Genomic DNA, 20,220 nt, shown 5'->3' on the forward strand with positions numbered 1-20,220 from the left:
AATTCTTTGTTAAACTAATTATATAATATCTTGAAAAAGTTTTCGCGGAGGGCATTATTTTGAAAAAAATTACGCGCCTGTTGGTTTCGCTGCTGACTTTGATCGGAATCAGCAGCCTCTTTTCACGAATCGAAGCCGCCCCGGTTTTAAAAGTCGGAATTCAAACCGAAACCACCAATCACAACTCAAGTGCATTTGACCAGCGGCTTGCGCTTCAAATTGGGCAAAAGCTCCACCGAAGGGTTGTAATTCGCCAATACCGGCAGCAATCTCAGCTGGAAGAAGCCGTTGCTGACCACCAGCTTGACCTGGCAATGGGCTTTTCAACCCCAAAATTGAAAAACGTTTATCAAACGCAGCCTTATCTATATATTAAAAACGTGATGCTGAGCACCAAGTCCCGCTTATTGACCGGTCTTCAAAATAAAAAGATTGGAATTTTGGACGAAAGCGGGCAAGGAACAATGTTAACCCAGCTTCAACTTAAACCGCAAAAGTTTGCGACGGTCAATCAGCTGGTGAACGCCCTTGATCAAAATCAAGTTAAGGCAATTTTATTGAACCAATATCAATATAACCTTTACCTTGATAAGCATCCGGAACGGGAAAAGGCAGCCCAGATCAACAATTCGAGTTTAAAACTGCCGCCATTTAAAAAGGTTAGCGATCCGCAAATTTTATCGCAGCAACTGTTTGCCATTACAAACGATGACCAGCTTGCCAAACAAGTTTCACAAGTCATCAACAGCTTGCGGATGAGCGGAACATTGACAAAGTTGTCGGCCAAGTATTATCAATATAATTATGCGTTTAAGTAAAAATGACATTCAGAATTTTCTGAATGCCATTTTTATTATCCAAAATAATCAACGCCGATCGCGTGCCGCACTTCTTCAAGGGTTTGGTTTGCAACCTCGTTGGCGTGTTCGCTGCCTTTTTTCAACATATCGTAAACCGCTGGAATGTCTTTGGCGAATTCTTCCCGTCGTTGCCGAATTGGTCCTAAGACATTTTCAAGGACTTCATTCAGGTAACGTTTGATTTTCACATCGCCCAATCCGCCGTGCTGATATTGGGCTTTCAATTCAGCAACTTTTTCCTTATCATCATCAAAAATGTCAAGGTAGGTAAAGACCATGTTGCCTTCGACTTGCCCTGGATCTTCAACGTGAATGTGATTTGGATCCGTGTACATTGACATGACCTTTTTCCGCAATGTGTCTGCGTCATCTGAAAGATAAATTGCATTGCCTAACGACTTGCTCATCTTAGCATTGCCGTCTAATCCTGGAATTCGTCCTGAACCCTTTGGTGGGAAAACGCCTTTGGGTTCAACCAAAACATCGCCGTAAATTGAGTTGAAACTCCGGACAATTTCCCGCGTTTGTTCAAGCATTGGTTCCTGGTCATCGCCGACTGGCACAAGGCTGGCCTTAAATGCTGTAATATCAGCTGCTTGGCTGACCGGATATGTAAAGAATCCAGCTGGGATCGACCGTTCAAAGTTTTTTTGTTGAATTTCAGCCTTGACGGTTGGGTTTCGTTCCAACCGCGAAACCGTTACTAAGTTTAAGTAGTACAAGTTTAATTCTGAAAGGGCTGGAATTTGGGATTGAACAAAAATCGTTGATTTGGCTGGATCCAAGCCCACTGCAAGGTAATCCAATGCAACTTCGATCAATGATTTGCGGATTTTTTCCGGATCACGCGCATTATCCGTCAATGCTTGCTGGTCGGCAATCATGATGAACGGCGTGTATTTCCCTGTATTCTGCATTTCAACCCGGTTCTTTAATGAACCAACATAGTGTCCGATGTGAAGTTTGCCGGTTGGACGATCACCGGTTAAAATTACTGGTTTTTCTGCCATGATAAAATTCCTTTCTTTTTCCTGACCAATCAAAAAATCGTCCCATCACTTCTGAATAGGACGATTTTAACCGTGGTACCACCTAATTTGCAGTTATCCTGCCACTTGTTACCAATATTTAGTTGGAATTTCTGGTCGGTCCCACTTCGAAGATCCTGGTTTCTTTCAGCACTTGAAACCTCTCTGTTACTGGATCTTCTACTTCAATCCGGTCATTGAAATTGTTACTTTCATTTTAAACGTTATTCAAATCCCTGTAAAGCGGCTAAATCATTAATCCTAACGTGTAGTGAATGATCATCGTAATGATCCCGACGATCAAGTTCCGTTTAATAGCCACTTTAACCAACCCGTTTCCAAGCTTGGCACTTAGATAACCGGTCAATGAAACGGAAACGCAAACGGCCAAGATCGTAATCGGCCACATCCACTTTACCGGACTAAAAGTCATTGCCGCTAACGGGAAGATTCCGCCGAGTGAAGCGGAAATCAATGATGAAAAAGCTGCATTCCACGGGTTCATGTACTCGTTTAAAATCAATCCGTGTTTCACATCAACCACCGTTTCAAGCGGCTTTTTATTCAGTAAATCTTCCGCAATGTCTTCAGCCGTTTCTTCGGAAACCCCTTTTTCCATGTAGTATTTCCGAACTGCGGCTAATTCGCCTTCGCGGTCTTTCTTCAACAGCGCCTGTTCTTCTTTAACCGTTACCTGTTCCATGTCGCGTTGGGTACTTACCGAAGCATATTCTCCCGAAGCCATTGAAAAAGCACAGGCAAGCAAATCAGACAAACCAGCGATAAAAATCGTAAACCGGTTCGACGTCGCAACCGCCACACTAAAAAGGACCCCGACAACCGTTAAAATTCCATCATTGGAGCCTAAAACTCCAGCCCGTAAAACATTCAAACGTTCGCCCATTGCTGAGCGTTGTTCATCTTTTTTATTCTTTGCCATTGTCTAAGTCCTCCTTTCTAGTGCGCGAATAAATGACCGATCCCATATGTTACTAACATCGTAATGATCCCGGAAATCACATTCCGCACCGTTCCGTGAAGTTTGTTAGCGTGGTTCAACCAAGCAGCGGCCCACCCGGTAATTGCCAATGCAATGATCACCGCGATAAACGTTGCTACAATCTTGATCGAATGCGGGAAAAATGAAATTGAACACAGCGGTAAGATCGAACCTAACGGAAATGAGATCATTGATGCAATTGCGGCCGCATATGGGCTGGTAAATTCATCAACGTCAAACCCATACCGTTCACGTACCATTGTCCGGAGTGCATCCCGTTCCATCATTTCATGAACGGCCTTTTCAACCAATTCCGGCTTAATGCCCTTCTTTAAATACTTTTGTCTTACAAAATCATATTCATCATCATAATCATCTTTAAGCGCCTGCTTTTCGGTCGCGATCGCTTGCTTTTGCGAATCCTTTTCAGCGCTGACTGAAACATATTCGCCCATTGCCATTGAAACCGTTCCGGCTAACATTCCGGCGATTCCAGAAATAAAAATCGCAAAGTTGCTTGTCGCCGCTCCGGCAACCCCGATAACGATTCCGGCAACTGACAAGATTCCATCGTTTGCGCCCATGACTGCTGCCCGCAGAATGTTGATTCGCTGGGCAAGCGACATTTTCTTTTTGGTTTTCAAAATGATCCCTCTCTCAATATTTCAAATTAACTTATATTTTACACAATATAAGTTACTAACGTCAATGTAAATCAACACTTTTATTATAGTTAAATCATATAAAAAAATCCCAACCACTAATAAAGTGGTTGAGATCTTATCGGTTAATTAATATTTTTATTTTGTTCCTGGACGTTTCTTCTTTTCAACTTTCTTGCCCATCGACATGTTATCGTTGTAGCCCCAGAACCATGTTACAAGGAATGAAACAATAATTGCGGCAATGCTTGAAAGCAAGAATGCGTAGAAGCTTGTTAATTGGGTTGGGTGAGCTGGGTTGAAGAATGATGAGAATCCGATCAATGAACCCGTGAAGCCGTACATTGTTCCGTGCATCAACCCGGTGATCAATCCACCGACAGCTGAACCAATCAGCCCGGAAACAAAGACTTTCTTGTAACGCAAGTTGATCCCGTAAATTGCGGGTTCTGTAACCCCACAGAAGGCTGAAATGGCAGCTGCAAAGCCAAGTTCTTTCATGTTATCCTTTTTTGATTTGATTGCAACTGCTAAAACGGCAGCCCCTTGAGAAACCATTGTAACTGAAATAATTGCGTTCAAAGCACTTTGGTGCGTCTGGGCAATTTGTTGGGCAACTAACGGCACAACGCCCCAGTGCAACCCAAAGATAACCAGTAATTGATAGAAGCCACCGATAATCAAACCGCCGATCCAGCCTGATGCTTGAACCAACCAGTTAACGAAGTCGGCAATTCCGTTCGCAGCTCCTTGAATAATTGGGCCGGTGATTACTAAGGTGATCGTTGAAACTACCAAAATCGTGATCAACGGATTGAAGATCATTTGAAGGTAGCTTGGCAAGTGGTCTTTCAACCAATCACCAACTTTCTTGGCCAACCATGCAGCAACGATCATCGGGAAGATCGAATACGTGTAATTCAAGAATTGGAAGTGGAATCCGCCAATGGTAAACATTGTCTTGAAGGCTTTCCCCCAAGTAATGATTTGCGGATAAGTCAAGACACCCCCGATAACGGCCGCAACGATTGGATCACTACCGAGCCGCTTAGCAGCTGAATAACCAACTAAAATCGGCAGGAAGAAGAAGGCTGAATCCGCCATTGCACTGACCGTCATGTACATTGTACTCTTCACGCTTAAAATCGAACCTAATTGAGGCAAAGTCAACAATGCCAAGATTCCTTTGATGATCCCAGATGCAGCGATAACGCCGATTACCGGACTCATTGAACCGGTAATAAAGCCGATCAAATTGCCAAAGGCTCGGCTGATTGGGTTCTTCCCGTCATTTTCTGCTGGTTGAGCAGCGGCTGCGTCTTCATCCAACGGTCCTAATTGCTTCATTACCGCATCAAAAACGTTCGTCACTTCATTCCCGATGACAACCTGATACTGGCCTGAAGCCTTCATCACATCGATTACGCCATCGGTATTCTTCAATGCTTCAGTGTCTGCTTTGCTTTCATCCTTTAAGTAGAACCGCAACCGGGTAATACAGTGGATCAAGTTATTCACGTTTTCCTTCCCGCCGACTAACTTGATGATCGTCGTTGCTAATGCATCATAATCCCGTTTGCCCTTTTTCTTTTTCCCGGCACCTTTCAAATGTGCATCAGCGGCTGGTTCGCCGGCTTGAATTTCGCCTTCATCTAATGAAAGACTTTCAAGTTTATCAGCTGAGTTCGTTACGATCACCATGATCGTCTTGGCAAGCTTGTGAGCTTCAATTTCTTTTAAGTTCATCGTTGCAATCGGTTGTCCCGCTTTAACCGTTGAACCTTGTTCGCAATGAACCGTAAATGGGGTTCCTTTCAAATTGACCGTATCAATTCCCATGTGGATCAAAATTTCAAGCCCATCCGCAGTTTGAATTCCAATTGCGTGCTTGGTGTCAGCCAACATCATGACCTTTCCGCTAACCGGAGCAACAACTTCGATTTCACCTTCAGCTGATGGTTCGAGGCCGAATCCTTGGCCCATTGTTCCTGCTGAAAAAACTTCATCCTTTGTTTCGCATAATGGTAAGACCTTCCCCGTTGCCGGTGCAAGGACCTCAATATCTGTTCTCTTTGCCATTGCGGCTCCTCCTTAATTTTTTGAAAGCACTTTCTTTTAATTTCTGTCATTATTTTATATCTTGTATAAACAAGTTGTCAACATCTTTTTTAATCGCTTTCAAAATTATTTTGACAACGTTATTAGCTTTTATTAATTTGCCTGACTATACATTCTATGGTTAAATAGAACTTGAACTTAAATCAATGAAAGAAGGGACGTTCATGAGCAAACAAGATATGATTGCCCAGGATCTTGCTGAAAAAATCCATCATGGATTGTACTGTCCAGGGGACTATCTGCCAAGCGAGCATCAGCTTACCGACCTGTACGGAACTTCGCGTGAAACGATTCGCAGTGCCCTTTCCCAGTTGAATGACTTGGGGCTAATTCAAAAAATCAAAGGGAAAGGATCGATCGTCCTTGATTATCAAAAATTTACTTTCCCGGTATCCGGAATTACCAGTTTCCAGGAACTTAATCAAAGATTGGGAATGCATGCGGTCACGACGGTTCTTAAAAACGAACCCTGCACTTCAATTCCGCAATACTTTGTAAACCGGGGCGTTGATGCCGATCAACCATCCATTTACATTGAACGGCTCAGAATGATCGATCATGAACCAGTTGTAATCGACCGTGATTTTTTGCTGACTCCGCCAATTGACGAAATTCCGCAAAAGGTTGCTGAAAATTCGTTATACGATTATATTGAAGGTGAATTAGGGCTGGATATTTCTTACGCTTCAAAGGAAATTACCGTTGAAAAGGCTGATGACGAAGTCGCTGCCCAACTGAAACTGACCGGCGACCAACTTGTTGTCGTTGTCCGCAGCTTATCATTTTTAAATGACACGACCCTTTTTCAATTGACTGAATCTTACCACCGGCCTGACAAATTTAAATTCAGCGACTTTGCCCGGCGACAGAAAATCAAATTAAAATAGAAAGGACTTTTCCCATGAATTTAGGAAAAAAAGTTATTTATCAAATTTATCCCAAATCTTTTTATGATAGTAACGGCGATGGGATCGGGGATTTAAGAGGAATCATCGAAAAGATTCCCTACATCGCCAAGCTCAACATTGATATGATCTGGTTCAACCCGTTCTTCGTTTCACCACAGCACGATAACGGGTATGACATCGCCAACTATCGTGAAATTGATCCGCGCTTCGGAACGATGGCGGACTTTGAAGAATTGGTTGCGAAGTTAAAGGAAATCAACGTCGACGTGATGTTGGATATGGTTCTCAACCACTGTTCAACTGACCATGAATGGTTCCAAAACGCCTTAGCCGGCGATGAAAAGTACATGAAATACTTCTACATCCGGCCGGCTAAGCCGAATGGCGATCTTCCGACAAACTGGGAATCAAAATTCGGCGGGCCGGCCTGGGCAAAATTTGGTGACACCGATTTATACTATCTTCACCTGTTTGATCCGTCTCAAGCCGATCTTGACTGGCATAATCCCGATGTCCGCCAAGAAGCTGTCGACATCGTCAATTTCTGGCGAACAAAGGGCGTCAAAGGCTTCCGGTTTGACGTGTTGAACGTTACTGGAAAAGATGAAGTTTTAGTCGATTCCGATGGCAACATCGATCACGAAAAAGCCCTTTACACTGATACTCCAGTCGTTAAGGACTACATTAAGCAACTCAACCGTGAAAGTTTCGGTCAGGATCCAGATGCCGTAACCATTGGTGAAATGTCATCCACGACGATCGAAAAATCAATCGAATATACGAAGCCAGACGACCATGAGCTTTCAATGGTCTTTGCCTTCCATCACCTAAAAGTCGACTATGAAAACGGCGAAAAATGGAGCAAAGTTCCGTTTGATTTCATGAAACTCAAACGCATCTTAAATGAATGGCAAGCCGGAATCGACCGCGGTAACGGCTGGCAAGCCCTGTTCTGGAATAATCACGATCAGCCATGGGCATTGAACCGGTTCGGCGATCCGGTCAACTACCGTGAAAAATCAGCTGAAATGCTCGCAACTGCCATTCACCTGTTGCGCGGAACACCGTACATTTACATGGGCGAAGAACTTGGAATGATCGATCCGCATTACTACTCGATCCACAATTACGTTGACGTTGAAGCGCTGAATGCTTACCAGGAAATGATGGATAACGGGATGAGCGCTCACGATGCCTTTGAAATCGTGAAAACCAAAGCGCGTGATAATTCACGGGTCCCAATGCACTGGGATGACAGTCAAAATGCCGGTTTCACAACTGGAAAACCATGGTTGAAGCCGACTGATCAGGATCGAATCAATGTTCAAGCCGAACTTGATCACGGCGAAATTTTTAATTACTATCAACAACTGATCAAGCTCCGGAAAACGGAAGATTTGATTTCCAATGGTCACTTTAAGGCTGAATTGGAAGATCATCCGCAAGTCTTCGCTTACCGGCGTTACCTTGACGACAGTGATGAACAATTATTCGTTTTAAACAACTTCTACGGCTACGAACCGTGGGCTGACATTCCAGCTGACCTGCAAAATAAAGAAGTTGAAGTCTTGATCGATAACTACGGCGAACCACGGAAGATGCAATTGAAAGATGCAATCCAGTTGCAACCATACCAATCGATTGCCTTTAAAATTAAATAATTAGATTCAAAAACGGTGCTGCATATTTGTGCGGCACCGTTTTTAGATTCTCGATTATTTATGAAGAAATTTGGTTAAAAAAGCAGCCATCGGAGTTCAAATCAATTGGATAGTTCAACCACTTTTAAACTCCTTTAAACTTCGATTCAACTGATAACAAAAAAGACCGCGCCATAACGCAGCCTTCTTTTGAATTAAAGCTATTTACTTTGATTGATCTTTTGCATGGAACTTGATTCTTGTTAAAAGACTGACATCATACTTGTAACTGAAGCAAAACCTAAACAGAACGTTCCAATTAACATTAATGTTGTAATTGTTTCAGGAGTCATTAAAGCAATTTGAGGAATCGAAGTGTGGAATAACCTCATAATGAATAAAATGGAGATTCCTAAAATTACTAACATTGCAATGACTGTCAAAATCGTCGATAAAACTTGGACGCTGCAGCCAAAAATCAACCCTAAAATCATTCCATAAACTACCATGTAACGTGGTGCTATCGCTTTAAATTTATAGTATTGAGTATTTTTATCAGGATCGAGGCAAATCCCATTAAATGTAAATAATACAATTAAGACAAGATAAATCGAAAAGTTACCCTTTTGTAAAATCATCGCTCCAAAAAGCGAAACTCCACAAAATAATAACGATAAAAGATATTGCCATCCATTTACTAATTTAAATCGTTTTAATTTATTAATGATTACTTTGGTAACTGGTTCAGCAGTTGTCGTTTGAGTCCCAAAGTTCGATAATTTTGTCCCACATTCAGTACAAAATTGTGCATCCTCACTTAATTTAGCCCCACAGTTTGGACAGTGTTTCATCAATTATCACCCTTTTACTTTTTTAATTTTCCAGAATCTTCAAACAATTTATTCCGAATATCAGTAAGCATTTTAGCGGTAATCGCAATATTTTCAAAACGCTTAATTGAAAACATTCCAAGCCAATAAATTAACAGTCCAATCAATAATGCGATCACAACACTTAAAACGCTCATTGCTCCATTAATATTGGCTCCTAAATCATTTGCAGCGCCAATTCCTCCTAAGGCTCCGATAATAAAACAAATCGTTGTAATAATTGAAAAAATTGCCCACAAAATTCTAAAAATTCGAACATAGCTAAAGCCGTAGTGATATTTAGCCTTTTTAACTAATTCTTCTTTTGGACTATCTTGTTTAAAACCGCTTTCCTGAGTTTGAACTTTTTCTTTTTTTACCGTATTCGAGCCTTTTTCCACTGGTGCCCCACATTCCGTACAAAATTTTGAATTAGGATCAATTTCTGCTCCACATTTTTTACATTTCATTTTAAAATTCCTCCAATTTAGTTATTTGATGATAAAGTATTTTTCTGAATCATATTGCCTTTTCCAATTGTATCAATCATGTATGGTTGATCTTCATCGTTCTTTTCGTAGTCTGGATTCTTTTCAAGAACACAGCCTGAATATTCCATAACTTGAACCCATTGACTGCCATCACTACGATTGAAAATATATTTAACATCATAAACAACATTGCTCTTACCATCGCCGCCAGGCATGATGCTTTTAACTGTAACACTAGTCGTATACGAAGTATTATTATCATCTTTATTAAACCCGTCAAACATTTGTTTAACCTGCTTAAAGTCACTGTTTCCTTCCTGGTTTTGATACAGGTCGGCGCCTTGATCAGAAGTTGCGGTACTTTGATCAAATGCTGCGGATAACAGTGATTGAGCATCTGATTCAGAAATTACCCCGGCAAATTTCGGTGATAATGTCTTCGTGTCATCTTCAATCTGGTCATAAACGTTCATCTTTTTGGACGTGACCGTCTTACCATTAACATTGGCTTGAACCTGTAATTCAAGGCCCTTTGTAATTGGGTAGTCCTTGAATTCTAATTCGCCGTTGCCATCAAGTTTACCAGCATTCTGGCCATCAAGGAGGACCGTTGCCCCAGCGATGCTCTTAACCTTGAAAGTTGCCGTTGTGATCGTCATTTGTTCGTCATTGCTTTGACCCCAAATATCATCGGCATCCTGGTTGGTTTGAAGATTCCGGCCGTTAACGTTAGCCTTAACTTGGAATGTGTGCGTTCCGGGGAAGTACGGACCCACATTCTTCGTGTATTCACCATCACTTCCAGTTGCCTTCCCAACGTTCTTGCCATCGACGTAAACCGTTGATCCAGCATGATTCGTTTCGACCTTAGCATAGGCCGCTGGAACATTTAATTTGTACTTGGGGAAGAACAACCAGTAGTGGCCGTCTTGGACAAGAGTAATTCCATGCAGACTTGCGCCGCTTTCAACATTTGAAACCAAAGAATTCAAGTCATCTTTGTTGTTTTCAAAGTATTCTTGAAGCGGTTTGACCGTGCTTGAAGTGATCTTCAAGTTCGGGTCAGACGTTGTCACAATGCCAGTCGCATCATTCTTGGTACTTGAAAGATCTCGGGCAATCCGGTCGATCTGATTGATTTCTGAATAGTAATTATTGCCCCATACAAAGAATGCAATTAAAGCAACAATCACGACGCCGATTCCAATCAACCCTGCCTTCTGTTTCTTAGACATTGGTTTGCGCGGTTTCGGTGCTGGTCGACTGCGCCGTTGCGGCTGAACTTTGGGTTGGGCAGCGGGTTGCTTTACCGTTGATGCCGCTTCAGCAAACTGATAGCCGCATTTCCGACAAAACTTTTCGTTGCCTTGACGCTCGGTTCCACACTTGGGACAAAACTTCTTTGCCATAAAAAAGAACCCCCCCTAAAATAATTTTGCTAAATATATTCACCTAAGAGTGTACTCTCCATTCCAAATTAAATCAAAAAAAATTCATATTTAGTTCACAGTCATGAAATGTCAATACTCCACCAACTTTAGTGCAAAAGGGATTTTATTTACACAAAAATAATGTTAAAATCATTACTTGTAGTTTTGAATTAAAGGTGGAAAGGAAATGAAAAAATATAAATCAATTGTTGCCTATATTTTTTGGGGAATTGTAACTACCTTAGTTAACATTGTAGTTTTTCAAGTTTTAGATACCTATGTTCATATGAACTACATGTTGGCTAATACGATTGCATGGTTTTTAGCAGTGTTGGTTGCTTTCTTTTCCAATAAAGTTTGGGTTTTTGGTTCACACTATACAACCGTAAAAGCATTTTGGAGTGAGTTCATAAGATTCTATTTTTATCGAGGACTAACTTTAATTATCGATGATGCATTTATGTTTGTGGGTGAATCAATCATCGGAATTCATAGTGCAATGGGACAGCTGGCATTAAAGATTCTGGATAATATCGTTGTCATTGTTGTTAATTACATTTTTTCAAAATGGTTAGTATTTACAGAAGGGAAAAAAGATGAAGAAAGATAATTTATATATCGTCATGCCTGCATATAACGAACAAGATACCATCGGAGAAGTCGTTAATGAATGGTATGAGGTTGTAGATAAAATTGGCGAAGATAGTCGTTTAATTGTTGTTAACGATGGTAGTAAAGATGACACTTTAAAAATTTTAAAAAATCTTCAGGAAGATAAGCCACAGTTAGTCGTTTTAGATAAGAAGAATAGCGGTCATGGAAGTACAGTTGTTTATGGATATAATTATGCTATTTCTAAAAGTCCGGCATATATTTTTCAAACGGACTCAGATGGTCAAACATTAGCAAGCGAATTCTGGCAATTTTGGGATCATCGGAATGAATATGATGCACAATTTGGTTTCCGTAAGAAGCGTGAAGATGGTTTGAGTCGCTGGATTGTTACGAAAACTCTTAGATTTATTGTATGGGGAATTTTTAAGACATGGGTAACTGATGCTAATACACCATATCGGTTAATGAAAACTACGGTGTTAGAAGAAGCATTGAAATATGTTCCAGATGATTATAATTTACCAAATGTAATTATTAGTACGTATATTGTAAAAAAGAAATTCAATTATCGTTTTGAAAGAGTAACATTCCGGCCGCGTCAAGGTGGAGTTAATAGTATTAATATTAAGAGTATTTCAAAAATTGGTAAAAATGCTTTAGGGGATTTTAAAGCAATCGCCAAACACATTAATCAAGGACAACCCTTTAGGAGATAATTTTTATGTTGAAAAAATTAGAATGGTTGAAAATTTTCTCATATATGTACCTGTACGTTCCAATAATTTTATTTTTAATATTTTGGATAAAGCCCTACTTTTCAATTCCAACGATAATATTATTAGGAATATGTTTGTACAGGATTTTTAAAATGGATAGTAAAGACGAAAAACTAAAACTTAGCTTAGCCTTTTTTCTATCCATATTTGTAGTTTTTATTTTAATTTTAATTTGGTGCATTTATTCTGGACAAGGTGGCTTTAATTTTCAACATTTTGATTGGCAAAAACATAATGTTCTCTTGAATGACTTAATTAATAAACAATGGCCAGTAAATTATTATATGGATGGTCATCATGGCGTATTATCGTATTACATTGGCTTTTATTTAATTCCCGCACTCATAGGAAAAGCTACAAGTTTCAATGTTGCGCAATTAGCAATGCTAGTATGGACAGCATTAGGAATTCTTTTATTAGTATTAAACCTTTACAAAAATTACGGAAATAATCAAGTGAAGAATTTATTTTTGATTTTATTTGGTTTGATCTTCTTTGGAACATTCATTTATATTCTAAGTTCAATTTATCGGACGTGGAATCTGAATGATTTTAATAATGGACTTGGAATAAACAATGGCGATTATTTCTCTAATAGCTTGACCATTCAGTATACTACTAACATAACACAGCTTTGCTATGTATTCTCACAGATGGTTCCAACAGGAATAGCGACATTTTTATTTGTAAAAAATATTGATAATAAAGGGATTTGGGGAATCATATGTATTCCGCTAATATTATACTCGTTCTTTGCATTTATTGGACTAGGATTACTAATGTTCTTAGTATTGATTTATGAGTTTCTTTTAGTTCCTAAAAATATTAAGCAGAACTTAAAGAAACTACTATCATTAAATAATGTTTTCGCGATTATAATCGGCATTGTTCTACTTTTATATATTTCATGTAACATTTTGCAACCCAAGCCCGTAAGTGCAGGAATGGATTTTGAGCTTATTGACTATCATCAAAATTTATTAGGCTTCGTAATTTTTCAATTATCCTGGATTTTATGGATTTTAATATTATTTAAACATGAAAAGCACAATTTAGTTATGTGGGCTGCAAGCCTAGTGTTATTCGTTTTACCATTCTTTAAATACGGTGAAGCAAATGACTTCTGTATGCGAGTTAGTATACCTGCATTATTTGTTTTGAACTTTATGGTAATTAAAAATATGACATGTCATCCGAATAATAATTCATCGTATTCTAGATTAATAATTTTACTACTATTATTAACGGGAATGGGACCGATGGCTCAGTTAAAAGGCAATCCGTGGAAAAATATTATTGAAGACAGACATGAATATAATATGCCGTATAAGCAAGGGACTGCTTTCTTTAGCACAGCTGATAGTGTAAGGTATCAGTATGTTGATTGGAATGCAGATAAAGGAATTGCAAAGTTAATATTGAGGAATAAATAGACCTTTTTAGTGCATCATGTATGAAGTTTATAAAAGGTTAGACTATTAATTATATTATAAACATAAGGCTGAAATGAATCGCATTCCAAATCATACATTCTAATAAACAACGTAAAAAGCGAATTCTGTATTGAACAGGACTCGCTTTTTACGTTTTATTGCACTTTTTTCTTAAAACGCCTGAATAATCTTGGTAATTCCAATCAAGAACAAATAGAATGCAACTACGCCGATCAAGGTATAAATCGATAACATTGGGTTAAACAGCAGCACCACGCCTAAAATCAGCGTAATGATGTTTAACACGATCAAAATATCAAAGTACGACCGGTTCATTGCCTTAAAGAAGTGGTCGATCACCAGTTGCAAAATCGAATCGAAGATAAACCAGAATGCAAACAGGTAAGCAATAATTCCGAAGCCAAAATGAATTCGGAACAGAAAAATGATTCCCAAAATAATATCAACCACGGACGAAATGATCAGCAGCGTCATCTTGCTGTTGCTGCCCGTCAACATTTGAATCGCCCGTCGAAGCCATAACGTGTAAATGCCTTTTGCCAGGGCCCCAATTCCGACAAAAACGGCAATCACGCTGATGGCAGTGCTGGGCGAATTAATGGCGGCTGCGCCTAAAATCACCCATAAAATTCCGATTACCAAACTGAACCAGTCAAATTTTCGTTCTGAATTAATCATCCTTCATTTTCCTCTCACTTTGATACCTTCATTCTAGCACGCTTATCATCAAATTCCTTAATTGAAGGCGGCTAAAAAGCTTTCATCAAATGTATCCTGCCCGCAAAAATATTTCTTCCCGAATTCATCGATCAGGCCATGAAAGACCTGCGCTTCATGAAATGTAAAGTCAGCTGGAAGGGTGACCTGCCGGGCAAGGTCCTGATAGTTTTTGCTTGGAACCCCTAAATGCGCAAACAGCTTTTGCGCATAGTTATCAGCCACAAATGCCGGAACATCAAATACATAGATCAATAAAACATCCGCCGTTTCATTGCCAACGCCGCGGAATTTTAAAAGTTTGCGCCGTAAGTTCTTTCCAAAGTGCTGCCGAATTGCCGCATAGTCAAAATTAAAATCATCCAGCCATGTAAAGACTGCCCGAATCGCTTTGGATTTATTGCGGTAAAAGCCACTGGGCCGAATCAGCGCCTGCAATGTTTGATCATCGAGCTGTAAAATGCGCTGCGGATCAAATGCCGTGGTTTCCTTTAACTGATCAAGCGACTTTTGCGCACTTTCCCAGCTTGTATTTTGAACTAGAATCGCCCCGAGAACGATCTCCGGCTTGGATTCGGCCGGCCAGTTCTGTTCCCCGCAATGGGCAACCATTGTTTGATAAAGTTTCCGAATATCAATCATTTCTTCCTCCGCCTTAATTAAGGTAAACAAAAAAGATACGCCGCAGCGCATCTTTTCATTTTAATCAACTTCAAATTAAAGTTGCTTCTTGTCAACAACTTTCAAGTTTTCGTCTAAATCGTAAACGATTGGTTGACCTGTTGGGATTTCCAAGTTGATGATGTCATCATCTGAAATACCTTCAAGATATTTTGTCAAAGCACGTAATGAATTACCGTGAGCAGCAACGATTACGTTCTTGCCAGCTAACAAGTCTGGAGCAATGTGGTCTTCCCAGAATGGCATTACACGTTCAAGTGTAACTTTCAAGTTTTCACCGCCAGGGATAACGTTTGGATCCAAGTTTGCGTAACGACGATCTTGAGCAGCTGAGCGAGGATCATCTTCACTTAACATTGGAGGTAAAACGTCATATGAACGACGCCAGATGTGAACTTGTTCTTCACCAAATTTTTCAGCAGCTTCTGCCTTGTTTTGGCCTTGCAAGTCACCATAGTGACGTTCGTTTAAGCGCCATGACTTGACTTCTGGAATCCATAATTGGTCTGATTCTTCCAAAGCATAGTGCAATGTCATGATGGCACGCTTTAAAACTGATGTGTATGCTTGGTCTAATTGGATGCCGGCATCTTTAAGTTTGCGACCAGCTTCCTTAGCTTCTGCAACCCCATTTTCACTTAAGTTAACGTCTGTCCAACCAGTGAAAAGGTTCTTTAAGTTCCATTCACTTTGTCCGTGACGGATGAATACTAATTTTGACATATTCGTAACCTCTTTCTTGAATTAAGATATTACACTGAATATTTTACACTGAATTATTAAAAATTAATAGTCTCTTTAACAAATTATTCCTGATATGCCCGAACTGCTTGAATTAACTGCTTCGTTGCCTGGTGGACATTGGCCGGCGTCGTCGCTAAGTTAAAGCGGATGTGCCCTTTGCCCGCTTCACCGAACCAGTCGCCAAAATCAACGGCCAACTTTGCTTTGTCCTGAATGACAGTTTGCAGATCTTCAGCTGCGACGAGTTGCGAAAGGTCGATCCATGCAAGGTACGTTCCTTCAAGCGGTGAAATCACAGCTTCTGGAAGTTCCTTCTTTAATTCATCACGAACATAATGATAGTTATCCGCAATCGTTTCAAGCAATCCTTCAAGCCATTCAGTACCATGCCGGTATGCGGCTTCCCCCGCAACTTGGCCTAACAAACAACCGCCCGGATTCTTCATCCGTTCCTGATATGCGTCATAGCGCATCATAATTTGCGGATTGGGAATGATTACATGGCTGTTCCACAATGACGCCAAGTTAAAGGTTTTCGACGGGGAATCAACAACGACCAGGTTATCGCGGTAAAAACCATCCCTAATGTTCAACATTGATGTAAATTGGCTGCCATCGATCATTAAATCATGGTGAATTTCATCTGAAATCACTAATACTTGTTCCTGACGGCAAAGTTCCAGGACATCTTCAAGTTCTTGGGCTGACCATACCCGGCCGACCGGATTATGCGGGTTACAGAAAATCATTAACCGGACTTGGTTATCGATCATCTTTTGCCGCATGTCGTCCAAATCAAGTTCATAATGACCGTGATTATCGATCAAATTTGAAACAACTAACTTGCGATCGTTCTTTTCAATCACATCCATAAATGGGAAATAAACGGGTTGCAAAACCATCACGGCATCCCTCGGCTTTGTCAATAACTGAACCAGGTTGCTTAATGATTGCACCACGTTCGGATTAAACCGCACCCATTCCTTGTGCAGTTCAATTCCGTACCGTTCTTTTTGCCATGTAAAGTAAGCATCATAGTATGTGTCCGGTGTAAATGAATAACCGAATGCCCCTTCATCGATTCGGGCATGCAGCGCTTCCCGAACTGCTTCCGGCGTCTTAAATTCCATATCGGCAACCCACATCGGCAACAGATCGTTTCCGCCGAACTTGGCTTGCATGCCGTCCCACTTTACCGAATTCGTATTTTGGCGTTCAACCGCATATTGTTTTACAAAATCTTCCTTATTCATTGCTCTCACCTTTCTTGCGCCGCTGTTGCACTTTCCGATGCAATTTCTGATGCCGGCCCGGATGCGGTTCGATCTCCAACACATTCAATAAGAAAGTGAAAATCGGAATTCCAACGATCAAGCCCCATGTTCCGAAAAGCCGTTCTGAAACAAATAACACAACAAAGGTGTAAAAAATCGGCAGTTCGGTGCGGCTTGACATGAACTTCGGATTCAAAATGTAGGCTTCGATCGCATGAATGACCAACAACATGATCAGGACGTAAACGACATCGCGGAATCCGCCATCCGTATACGCAACAAACGACATTGGGATCGTCGAAACGATGACCCCCGCAACTGGTATCAAGCTTAACACAAAAATCATCACAGCTAAACTGGCAATTTGCGGAACGCCGATGATCGCCAGCCCAATGCACGTCAGAATCGTGTTCACGATCGCAATTAAAAATTGCGCTTCTAAGACAACCCCAAATGTATTGGTAAAGATTTTCGCAAAGTGATAAATGTCTTTGAAAATCCATGAGTACGGTCCTTCCAAGAAACTGCGTGAGAATTTAAACGTTGTATCCTTTTCGACCGTAAAGAAGAAACTCAGTAGCAATGACATTACGAACGTAAAGCCCATTGAGCCGGCCTTGCTGATATAGCCAAAAATAACCGTCATTCCGCCTTTCAGCTGCTGGCTAAAGTCGCTGTGCTTGATGTAGGCTGAAACGTACGTTGCGATTTCACCGGCTCCTTCTGGCAAGTGCTTGTAAAAATGCAAAATCGAATGGATCATGTTTTCCGACTGAACGATCAACTTTGGAACATAGGTCGTGACTGCCGCCACAAATAACAGAATCAGCAACAGGTACACCCCGACCACGATCACTGGCGACGGGATCTTGATCCGCTTTTGAATCCAGTTGATCAACCGGATGATCAAAAATGAAAAAATAAACGTCAGCAGAATAATACTGATCATTTTGTGAAATGCAAATAAAATTCCAATCAAAAACAGCAGGATCACAAACCGCCGTAACCGCGTATTATTCAAAAAGCGTTGCCATAAACTCATTAATCCTTTTCCCTTTCCATCTGTTAGTTCACAATAATTTAATTATACATTAAAGGTGTAATGAAACCACGCTTTATCCCTGGCTCATTACACCTTTCACTTAAATATTCAATAATTCGGCGGGCTTTTCTAAAAGAAAGTCTGGGTTTTCAGCTTTTAATAATTGCGCGTCAAACGTATCCCACAAGCAGCCGCATGTTTTCACGCCGGCGGCCTTGCCCATTTGAAGATCATACTTCGCATCGCCGATCATCACCGATTCATTCTTATCCAGATGATACTTTTCAATCACCATCAAGACCCCATCTGGAGCTGGTTTATAATGTTCAACTTGATCAGAGCCGATCAAATCATCGAACAAATCGGCAATTCCAAGCGTCTTCAAATTCCGTTTGAGCGAAGTCGAAGCCTTGCTTGAAACGATGAAGAGCTTCTTACCGGCATCTTTCAATGCAGTCAGCGTGTCCTTCATCTGCGGGAACAAGGTCGTTGTTTCCTGTTCGATTTCGCCATAGTGCCGGCGAAAACTGTCGTACATTGCTTCAAACTGTTCAGCTGAATAATGCTTGCCTTGTTTTTCAACTAATTCCGGAATAAAGGTTTCAATCGGAACCCCCATATAATACCACACCGTTTCGGCCGTCGGGACTTCAAGATCAAAATCCTTAAAGCATGCTTGGGTCGCAAGGGTAGCTGCATCGCCAGAGTCCGCAATCGTCCCGTCAAAGTCAAATAAGAAATTCTGCATTTCAATTTACTCCACTAATCTTCATTTTTGATCCGGTCATAGGTAAATGAGAACCGGTATGTTTGCTTACTGTACCGCGGCAAAACAATATCGCCAAAGTTATCTTGGTGAATTGCATCCGGCAGCATTTGACATTCAAGCGCGATTCCTTCGTTCTTGTTAGCTGGTTCGCCATGGTCGCGGCTGAATGACATATTTTGATCCGCAATTTCTTCCGGAGTATAAACCACTAGGCCATTCCGGTCGGAGTTGACCGTGATCTGGCGGCCGCTTTCCCGGTCACGTAAAACCGCAACTGGTTTCGTTCCTTGACCAGGACCGTTTACAACATACGCCGTATCAAGGCCGTGGACCTTGCCGACTGCTAAAGCAACGTTGCTGAAATCGCGGAAGTCATATGGTGTATTCGCAACGGACAATACTTCACCGGTTGGGATCATTTGATTATTCACATCCAAAATTCCGGTGCTGTTAATCTGCATTTCATGTGTTGTCAAATCACGCCGGTCACTTAAGTTAAAGTATGCGTGGCACGTTGGATTGAAAAGCGTATCTTCCTTGCCATTCATTGCACTATATGCGATCGTTACCCGGTTATTGTTGTTCAACGTATAAATGATCGTTGCTAAAATGTTGCCCGGAAATCCGTCCATTTCTTGATCGATCTTCCGTTGAAAAATAACGCTGATGCCATTCTTTGAAATTGAAGTTGAATAGTTCCAATTCAACGTTGAAAAACCGTTCGGACCACCGTGCAATGTATTGCCATTTTCATTTGCCGGTAATTGATAATGCTTACCGTTCAAATCATACGAAGCGCCTTTGATCCGGCCGGCGACCCGACCAATCGACTTGCAAATGTTTTGATTGTTTGAATAATAATCGTCAATTCCGTCAAAACTTAACAACAAGTTTTTCTTCGTTCCGTCATTTTCTGGCACTACGAACCGGTACCAAATTGCGCCCATCGTTAGGCATGACACTTCAACCCCATTGTCATTGACCAACGTGATTTCCGTAACCTTTTCATTCTGATAACGTCCAAATGTATGTTGTAAAATGTCCATTTTTTTGATCTCCTGTAATTAAGTAGTATCGTTCTACGCTTTCATTATCTCATATCTCTAATTAGAGTAAAGCGTTGTCATTCATTATTTTAAATT

At 40.8% G+C, this 20,220-nt stretch carries 20 protein-coding genes; 6 read left to right on the plus strand and 14 right to left on the minus strand.

What is annotated here, in order from left to right:
- Positions 1 to 59 precede the first annotated feature (59 nt).
- A complete protein-coding gene (locus tag Q3C15_RS03790) occupies positions 60 to 818 on the plus strand; it encodes an ABC transporter substrate-binding protein (protein WP_283577443.1) in 759 nt (252 codons plus the stop codon).
- Between the two features lie 35 nt (positions 819 to 853).
- Here the strand turns inward: Q3C15_RS03790 and trpS are convergent, their stop codons facing one another.
- The 4 genes from trpS to Q3C15_RS03810 form a co-directional block, all read right to left on the minus strand.
- Positions 854 to 1,870 (minus strand): tryptophan--tRNA ligase, encoded by a 1,017-nt coding sequence (gene trpS, locus Q3C15_RS03795; protein ID WP_057826961.1) that lies wholly within the window; start codon positions 1,868 to 1,870, stop codon positions 854 to 856.
- A gap of 265 nt (positions 1,871 to 2,135) precedes the next feature.
- Positions 2,136 to 2,828: a VIT family protein gene (locus Q3C15_RS03800; RefSeq protein ID WP_204779229.1), complete on the minus strand. Its 693-nt coding sequence runs from the start codon at positions 2,826 to 2,828 to the stop codon at positions 2,136 to 2,138.
- A 17-nt stretch (positions 2,829 to 2,845) separates the two neighbouring features.
- Positions 2,846 to 3,514: a VIT family protein gene (locus Q3C15_RS03805; protein WP_302704239.1), complete on the minus strand. Its 669-nt coding sequence runs from the start codon at positions 3,512 to 3,514 to the stop codon at positions 2,846 to 2,848.
- Between the two features lie 174 nt (positions 3,515 to 3,688).
- The gene (locus Q3C15_RS03810) at positions 3,689 to 5,629 is read right to left on the minus strand and encodes a glucose PTS transporter subunit IIA (protein WP_302704218.1); all 1,941 of its coding nucleotides are present in this window, start codon (positions 5,627 to 5,629) and stop codon (positions 3,689 to 3,691) included.
- 203 nt (positions 5,630 to 5,832) lie between these two features.
- Between Q3C15_RS03810 and treR the strand changes: the two genes are divergently transcribed.
- A complete protein-coding gene (gene treR, locus Q3C15_RS03815; protein ID WP_283601360.1) occupies positions 5,833 to 6,555 on the plus strand; it encodes a trehalose operon repressor in 723 nt (240 codons plus the stop codon).
- A gap of 14 nt (positions 6,556 to 6,569) precedes the next feature.
- Positions 6,570 to 8,237 carry an alpha,alpha-phosphotrehalase gene (gene treC / locus Q3C15_RS03820; RefSeq protein WP_302704219.1) on the plus strand — a complete coding sequence of 556 codons (1,668 nt, stop codon included), beginning with the start codon at positions 6,570 to 6,572 and terminating at the stop codon, positions 8,235 to 8,237.
- Positions 8,238 to 8,479: 242 nt separating this feature from the next.
- Here treC and Q3C15_RS03825 read toward each other — a convergent pair whose 3' ends face one another.
- Genes Q3C15_RS03825 through Q3C15_RS03835 form a run of 3 tightly spaced genes read right to left on the minus strand, consistent with a single transcriptional unit; the run spans position 8,480 to position 10,985 of the window.
- Positions 8,480 to 9,067, minus strand: a complete 588-nt coding sequence (locus Q3C15_RS03825) for a zinc-ribbon domain-containing protein (protein ID WP_283601358.1) — start codon at positions 9,065 to 9,067, stop codon at positions 8,480 to 8,482.
- A gap of 14 nt (positions 9,068 to 9,081) precedes the next feature.
- Complete coding sequence (locus tag Q3C15_RS03830; RefSeq protein ID WP_283601357.1) at positions 9,082 to 9,555, minus strand: zinc-ribbon domain-containing protein; 474 nt, start codon at positions 9,553 to 9,555, stop codon at positions 9,082 to 9,084.
- A gap of 17 nt (positions 9,556 to 9,572) precedes the next feature.
- Positions 9,573 to 10,985, minus strand: a complete 1,413-nt coding sequence (locus tag Q3C15_RS03835; RefSeq protein ID WP_283601356.1) for a zinc ribbon domain-containing protein — start codon at positions 10,983 to 10,985, stop codon at positions 9,573 to 9,575.
- A gap of 208 nt (positions 10,986 to 11,193) precedes the next feature.
- Between Q3C15_RS03835 and Q3C15_RS03840 the strand changes: the two genes are divergently transcribed.
- The 3 genes from Q3C15_RS03840 to Q3C15_RS03850 all read left to right on the plus strand — a co-directional run bounded on the left by Q3C15_RS03840 (position 11,194) and on the right by Q3C15_RS03850 (position 13,830).
- A complete protein-coding gene (locus Q3C15_RS03840) occupies positions 11,194 to 11,616 on the plus strand; it encodes a GtrA family protein (protein WP_283601355.1) in 423 nt (140 codons plus the stop codon).
- Positions 11,603 to 12,337 (plus strand): glycosyltransferase family 2 protein, encoded by a 735-nt coding sequence (locus Q3C15_RS03845; RefSeq protein WP_302704229.1) that lies wholly within the window; start codon positions 11,603 to 11,605, stop codon positions 12,335 to 12,337. Before Q3C15_RS03840 ends, Q3C15_RS03845 begins: the two co-directional genes overlap by 14 nt.
- A 152-nt stretch (positions 12,338 to 12,489) precedes the next feature.
- On the plus strand, positions 12,490 to 13,830 hold the full coding sequence (locus Q3C15_RS03850) for a hypothetical protein (protein ID WP_302704231.1): 1,341 nt from the start codon (positions 12,490 to 12,492) through the stop codon (positions 13,828 to 13,830).
- A 171-nt stretch (positions 13,831 to 14,001) separates the two neighbouring features.
- Here Q3C15_RS03850 and Q3C15_RS03855 read toward each other — a convergent pair whose 3' ends face one another.
- The 7 genes from Q3C15_RS03855 to Q3C15_RS03885 form a co-directional block, all read right to left on the minus strand.
- Positions 14,002 to 14,529 (minus strand): HdeD family acid-resistance protein, encoded by a 528-nt coding sequence (locus Q3C15_RS03855; protein ID WP_064212504.1) that lies wholly within the window; start codon positions 14,527 to 14,529, stop codon positions 14,002 to 14,004.
- A 57-nt stretch (positions 14,530 to 14,586) separates the two neighbouring features.
- Positions 14,587 to 15,210 carry an endonuclease III domain-containing protein gene (locus Q3C15_RS03860; RefSeq protein ID WP_283601352.1) on the minus strand — a complete coding sequence of 208 codons (624 nt, stop codon included), beginning with the start codon at positions 15,208 to 15,210 and terminating at the stop codon, positions 14,587 to 14,589.
- Between the two features lie 75 nt (positions 15,211 to 15,285).
- Positions 15,286 to 15,972, minus strand: coding sequence for a 2,3-diphosphoglycerate-dependent phosphoglycerate mutase (locus Q3C15_RS03865; RefSeq protein WP_057826975.1), 687 nt, complete (start codon positions 15,970 to 15,972; stop codon positions 15,286 to 15,288).
- Positions 15,973 to 16,055: 83 nt separating this feature from the next.
- The gene (locus Q3C15_RS03870; RefSeq protein ID WP_283601351.1) at positions 16,056 to 17,246 is read right to left on the minus strand and encodes a MalY/PatB family protein; all 1,191 of its coding nucleotides are present in this window, start codon (positions 17,244 to 17,246) and stop codon (positions 16,056 to 16,058) included.
- On the minus strand, positions 17,239 to 18,309 hold the full coding sequence (locus tag Q3C15_RS03875) for an AI-2E family transporter (RefSeq protein ID WP_057826977.1): 1,071 nt from the start codon (positions 18,307 to 18,309) through the stop codon (positions 17,239 to 17,241). Before Q3C15_RS03875 ends, Q3C15_RS03870 begins: the two co-directional genes overlap by 8 nt.
- 100 nt (positions 18,310 to 18,409) lie before the next feature.
- Positions 18,410 to 19,057: an HAD family hydrolase gene (locus Q3C15_RS03880; protein WP_302704234.1), complete on the minus strand. Its 648-nt coding sequence runs from the start codon at positions 19,055 to 19,057 to the stop codon at positions 18,410 to 18,412.
- Positions 19,058 to 19,071: 14 nt separating this feature from the next.
- Positions 19,072 to 20,124, minus strand: coding sequence for an aldose epimerase family protein (locus Q3C15_RS03885; RefSeq protein ID WP_302704236.1), 1,053 nt, complete (start codon positions 20,122 to 20,124; stop codon positions 19,072 to 19,074).
- Positions 20,125 to 20,220 lie beyond the last annotated feature (96 nt).

This window comes from Ligilactobacillus sp. 110_WCHN, from assembly GCF_030518115.1.
Classification (GTDB): Bacteria; Bacillota; Bacilli; order Lactobacillales; family Lactobacillaceae; genus Ligilactobacillus; species Ligilactobacillus aviarius_C.

Excerpts from the sequence above, each read along its gene's own strand:
- Q3C15_RS03800 (WP_204779229.1), bottom strand. The coding sequence starts at position 2,828 with ATGGCAAAGAATAAAAAAGATGAACAACGCTCAGCAATGGGCGAACGT.
- Q3C15_RS03870 (WP_283601351.1), bottom strand. The coding sequence starts at position 17,246 with ATGAATAAGGAAGATTTTGTAAAACAATATGCGGTTGAACGCCAAAAT.
- Q3C15_RS03835 (WP_283601356.1), bottom strand. The coding sequence starts at position 10,985 with ATGGCAAAGAAGTTTTGTCCCAAGTGTGGAACCGAGCGTCAAGGCAAC.
- treC (WP_302704219.1), top strand. The coding sequence starts at position 6,570 with ATGAATTTAGGAAAAAAAGTTATTTATCAAATTTATCCCAAATCTTTT.
- trpS (WP_057826961.1), bottom strand. The coding sequence starts at position 1,870 with ATGGCAGAAAAACCAGTAATTTTAACCGGTGATCGTCCAACCGGCAAA.
- Q3C15_RS03825 (WP_283601358.1), bottom strand. The coding sequence starts at position 9,067 with ATGAAACACTGTCCAAACTGTGGGGCTAAATTAAGTGAGGATGCACAA.
- Q3C15_RS03855 (WP_064212504.1), bottom strand. The coding sequence starts at position 14,529 with ATGATTAATTCAGAACGAAAATTTGACTGGTTCAGTTTGGTAATCGGA.
- Q3C15_RS03805 (WP_302704239.1), bottom strand. The coding sequence starts at position 3,514 with ATGTCGCTTGCCCAGCGAATCAACATTCTGCGGGCAGCAGTCATGGGC.
- Q3C15_RS03860 (WP_283601352.1), bottom strand. The coding sequence starts at position 15,210 with ATGATTGATATTCGGAAACTTTATCAAACAATGGTTGCCCATTGCGGG.
- Q3C15_RS03830 (WP_283601357.1), bottom strand. The coding sequence starts at position 9,555 with ATGAAATGTAAAAAATGTGGAGCAGAAATTGATCCTAATTCAAAATTT.
- Q3C15_RS03885 (WP_302704236.1), bottom strand. The coding sequence starts at position 20,124 with ATGGACATTTTACAACATACATTTGGACGTTATCAGAATGAAAAGGTT.
- Q3C15_RS03840 (WP_283601355.1), top strand. The coding sequence starts at position 11,194 with ATGAAAAAATATAAATCAATTGTTGCCTATATTTTTTGGGGAATTGTA.
- Q3C15_RS03810 (WP_302704218.1), bottom strand. The coding sequence starts at position 5,629 with ATGGCAAAGAGAACAGATATTGAGGTCCTTGCACCGGCAACGGGGAAG.
- Q3C15_RS03875 (WP_057826977.1), bottom strand. The coding sequence starts at position 18,309 with ATGAGTTTATGGCAACGCTTTTTGAATAATACGCGGTTACGGCGGTTT.
- Q3C15_RS03850 (WP_302704231.1), top strand. The coding sequence starts at position 12,490 with ATGGATAGTAAAGACGAAAAACTAAAACTTAGCTTAGCCTTTTTTCTA.
- Q3C15_RS03845 (WP_302704229.1), top strand. The coding sequence starts at position 11,603 with ATGAAGAAAGATAATTTATATATCGTCATGCCTGCATATAACGAACAA.
- Q3C15_RS03865 (WP_057826975.1), bottom strand. The coding sequence starts at position 15,972 with ATGTCAAAATTAGTATTCATCCGTCACGGACAAAGTGAATGGAACTTA.
- treR (WP_283601360.1), top strand. The coding sequence starts at position 5,833 with ATGAGCAAACAAGATATGATTGCCCAGGATCTTGCTGAAAAAATCCAT.
- Q3C15_RS03880 (WP_302704234.1), bottom strand. The coding sequence starts at position 19,057 with ATGCAGAATTTCTTATTTGACTTTGACGGGACGATTGCGGACTCTGGC.